This window comes from Endozoicomonas sp. ONNA2 (assembly GCF_024606365.1).
In the GTDB taxonomy this organism is placed as follows: Bacteria; Pseudomonadota; Gammaproteobacteria; order Pseudomonadales; family Endozoicomonadaceae; genus Endozoicomonas.
Genome location: NZ_JAHHPO010000905.1, coordinates 1 through 4,160, shown reverse-complemented (window position 1 = coordinate 4,160; position 4,160 = coordinate 1). Strand labels below are relative to the sequence as shown.

Here is a 4,160-nt window from a genome sequence, read left to right as displayed (position 1 = left end):
GCAACGCAGGAGCAGTTGCCGCGTAGGGCAGTCTATTCTCGGACAGCCTCCCGGGTGGCCCTTTGGAATCTGCCTGTATTTCAGGATTTGTGCTGTAATGACTTCTTCTGTTGGCTAACTTTTGTTGGCTAACTTTTGTTGGCTAACTACTCAGGCGGTGAACGTCGATGGCAGGATATCACCTTATTAAAAAAAGGTTATAGCGATTCTCGATTTCGGATTAAGTTAAAGATTCCACTTGATCTAAAACTATTTTATAGAATAAACATCTATACACCCGTCAAATTAACTGAATGGGTATTTAAAATGGCAAATCCACTATGTCCAAAACCGTATCCCCCCACCCAGAATTTTGCTGTCCTGCAAGCGCCAGGGCAGACCGGTCCAGAGCATCCTTCAAGGTACAGGGAGGTAGAGCCAGATAAACAACTGCCAACAGTCACCGGGCATCACGGTTCATTGACAGCAAATCCGAAAGATTTAATGGCGCATAAAATAACAACGGAGAAAACAACTGCATACTCTAGCCACCCCAAAAGCCATGCCAAGACAAATGATGACCAGCAAAGCCCCGGATTATCATCGCAACCGGTACGAACGCCTAAAAGTCTTGCGAAAGATACCAGCAAAACAACGTCTGATCCTTCAGCAAAAGATCGCTTCAAACGCCCTGCAAACCCCAACTATTCCAGTTTGCCTCAACAGGCATCGGTAAGCTCACAGCAGGGCAGCTATTCTTCTTCTGGCAGAACGGAAAACAATCGTAGTCGTCCGTCTCTGCCCATATCAGGCCAGACCAACCCCGGTCGTTCAGGAATCCTTCTTCGAGAACCAACGATCCGGAAAACAATGACAAGTGGTCACGAGCGGCTAACCCGATCCAAGTCTTTTGATTCAGTCAGTGTTAAAAAATTAGAGCAGGAGTTGAAGCAACGAGTGAGCCAGAGAAGATCTGCATGGCAGGCAGCACGAGAAGTCAGCCGCGAAGAATCTTTTTCAGACATTGCCCAGCCAGTGAAAATTCCCCAACCCGTGAAAATTGCCAAGCCAGTTAAAATTGCCAAGCCAGTTAAAATTGCCGAGCCAGTTAAAATTGCCGAGCCACCATTGAAAGAGAAGCCCGGGCTTTTAGGGAGAAGACTTTCTACCCCGGCGCTGACGTCAACATTCAGAAGTGGAAATTACAGTTTTGAGCGCCAGGACACGCAACACAGATCTGATCAGTCAACCTCCGGGGAGCTGCAAACACCTGCAAAGATTGTAGAAAGACTGGAAAGCCTGGTGGATCAGTGTATTGAGTACTCGACAATCGATGTTCGCAAAGGTCTTAAACAACTGCAAAGGGCTTTAGCGTCTGTTCACAATAAACTTTCCTGGGAAGTAAAATCACAATGGGATGCTGCCCTGGCCTTGGACAATAGCCAAAAAAAACTGGGTATACTGGCTGGAAAATACCACGTAGAGAAATTGGGCAGCCTGACCAAGCCTGAAATCCATGAGTTCGAGGCCAGAGTAAAAGAGTGTGTTGAGGAGTTTATAGAGGCAGTAAAAAAGGTAAAAACGGATCATGGCAAGAATGTCGAACTAGAATCCGGGATTCCTGCGTTGTCAGCAGATTCCACCTGACCTGAACAAGCCTGCATAACCAGAGAAACACTCACGCAAACAGTTCCAGCAAATCATTCAGAAAAAGCCTGCCCACAGGGGTAGGCTGGAGCCGGTTCACCAACGCCAGCGGTTCCAGCAAGGCTTTCTGCCGGGCAAGTTCCAGCTTTCGGGCGATATCGCCCAATGGCTGGCCCGTTCGCTCACTATATAGCTGTACATCGACGCCTTCATGCAGTCGCAGGGCATTCATCATAAACTCAATGGGCAGTTCATCCGCTGTCAGCACCCGTCGCCCTGCCTCAAAGGCATGGGAAATATAGCTGTCAGCGGCCAGGTAATCTGCCGGCATCCGGGTTTTCCAGTTACGATAAATCTGCCCGGTGGATGCATGGGTCAACTTGCCATGGGCACCAGCGCCAATACCGATATAGTCACCAAATTGCCAATAGTTAAGATTGTGTTTTGAGCGTCGCCCGGGCTGACTGAAGGCAGAAATCTCATACTGTTGAAACCCCGCGGATGCCAACAGGGCCTGCCCTGCTTCCTGAATATCCCAGAGGGTATCATCCGGCGGTAACAGAGGAGTTTTGGAGTAGAAAACCGTATTTGGCTCAATGGTCAGCTGATACCAGGAGATATGTGCTGGCTTAAGGTCAATGGCCTGTTTCAGGTCGTAAAGGGCATCCTCAGGCGATTGCCCCGGTAAGCCATGCATCAGATCGATATTGATATTGCTGAAGCCGGTGATGGAGGCAATGGCCTGTCGCGCTTCATCGGCACAATGAATACGTCCCAGGGCGGCCAGCTTCTCATCCTGAAAGCTTTGAACCCCTAATGAAAGCCGGTTTACCCCCGCCTCCAGATAAGCCTGGAAGCGATCATGTTCATAGGTACCGGGGTTGGCTTCCATGGTGATCTCAATATCATCCGAAAACCTTACCCGCGCCTGAAGGCCGTCAAACAGCTTTTGATAAGCGTTTGCCGTCAGCAGGCTGGGTGTCCCGCCACCCATAAAAATGGAATGGATCGGGCGCCCCTGGACGCTGTCCAGTTCGTGGTCAATATCATGCAGTAACGCGTTGATGTAGGCATCTTCAGGTATATCGCCAGTGATTCTGTGGGAGTTGAAGTCGCAATAGGGACACTTCTTCACGCACCATGGCACATGGATATAAAGGCTGAGAGGCGGAAGTTTAAGCATGTTAACAGCGCTGAAGCAGGCCTCAGCGTTTTATCTCCTTGAGACGGGCAACCAGCTGCTGCAACGCCCGGGCCCGATGGCTCAGCTGGTTCTTTAACTCTGCGGGCAGTTCCGCCGCCGTACAGTGCTCTGCAGGTACCAGGAACAGGGGGTCATAGCCAAAACCGTGTTCCCCAAGGGCTTCTTCAATGATATACCCTTCCCACTGGCCATGGGCAATGATCGGGGTAGGGTCATGTTGATGACGGAGGTAGACCAGCACACAGTGAAACCGTGCGGTGCGCTCGGCCGACTTTAGCCCCTGTAACTGCTGCAACAACTTTTGGTTGTTATCAGCAGCAGAAGCGTCTGGCCCTGCATAGCGGGCAGAATAGATACCCGGTTCCCCGTTAAGGCAATCAACCTCCAGGCCAGAATCGTCGGCAATGACCGGAAGGCCTGATACGCCAGCGGCATAACGGGCCTTGATAATGGCATTTTCAATAAAGGTCAGGCCCGTCTCTTCCACTTCCGGATAGGTAGAACCGATACCAAACTCACTTTGGGGGTGAATCGTGATCCCCAGAGTCTCGAACATCTTCCGAAACTCTGCCAGCTTGCCCTGGTTACCACTGGCAAGCACAACCTTGCGCATCCCCTCATTCATACTGTTTCTCACAATTGTGCACATGATCCCTGATTAAAATGTCGCGGCACAGACCCCCCGCAATACACAGCACTGATAAACGACATTTTAATGATAAAAGACCTGCTCAAAGCGAATGGTCTCGCTCTGCGAGCTACCCTGAGGCTTGACATCTATGGCAAATTTTAGCAGCTCTTCATCTGAAAATTTAAAATCGGCCAGATAGTAAATCGCACTGCCTTCTTTGACCTCAGAAAACTTCAGGCTGTTTTTCTGGGTCAGCAAGTTCATCGTATGGCCAGTAACCTTGCCGGTGACTGCGGTGCCCAGCTCATTGGATGAAACATCACGGATGGCAATATTGACGATACCGTACCGGTCACCCCGGCGGAGATTATAGTGCCCGGCAATACCGGGCGGCACAAATGTACTATTGAAGGCACTGAAGTAAATCTGGTAATTACCCATCTGAATGGGTTCCTGATTCATCACCCGGGCTTCTGGAATCTGGCTTTCAGCCATCACCGGATTAGCCATCCCAACAACACCCGACAGCAGGGCCAGGTATGCTATCCAACGCCTGGTCATTGACGTAATACTGTGCAGCATCGCCATTATGCAATTCTCCGGTTTTTTGATTTGTCCCAGAATAACTTCATCATTTCTCAAGAATTGCCACCAGCCCGGGAGGCTGTCCGAGAGTAGACTGCCCTACGCGGCAACTGC

General features: G+C 50.2%; 4 protein-coding genes. 1 reads left to right on the top strand and 3 read right to left on the bottom strand.

Annotated elements, in window-relative coordinates; genetic code table 11:
- The first annotated feature begins 306 nt into the window (after window positions 1-306).
- Window positions 307-1,626 (top strand): hypothetical protein, encoded by a 1,320-nt coding sequence (locus KDK14_RS16120; RefSeq protein ID WP_257266199.1) that lies wholly within the window; start codon window positions 307-309, stop codon window positions 1,624-1,626.
- 31 nt (window positions 1,627-1,657) lie between these two features.
- Here the strand turns inward: KDK14_RS16120 and hemW are convergent, their stop codons facing one another.
- The 3 genes from hemW to KDK14_RS16105 all read right to left on the bottom strand — a co-directional run bounded on the left by hemW (window position 1,658) and on the right by KDK14_RS16105 (window position 4,049).
- Complete coding sequence (hemW, locus tag KDK14_RS16115) at window positions 1,658-2,809, bottom strand: radical SAM family heme chaperone HemW (RefSeq protein WP_257266198.1); 1,152 nt, start codon at window positions 2,807-2,809, stop codon at window positions 1,658-1,660.
- A gap of 22 nt (window positions 2,810-2,831) precedes the next feature.
- Window positions 2,832-3,479: an RdgB/HAM1 family non-canonical purine NTP pyrophosphatase gene (gene rdgB / locus KDK14_RS16110; RefSeq protein ID WP_257266197.1), complete on the bottom strand. Its 648-nt coding sequence runs from the start codon at window positions 3,477-3,479 to the stop codon at window positions 2,832-2,834.
- A 63-nt stretch (window positions 3,480-3,542) separates the two neighbouring features.
- Window positions 3,543-4,049 (bottom strand): DUF4426 domain-containing protein, encoded by a 507-nt coding sequence (locus tag KDK14_RS16105; RefSeq protein ID WP_257266196.1) that lies wholly within the window; start codon window positions 4,047-4,049, stop codon window positions 3,543-3,545.
- Between the last annotated feature and the right edge of the window lie 111 nt (window positions 4,050-4,160).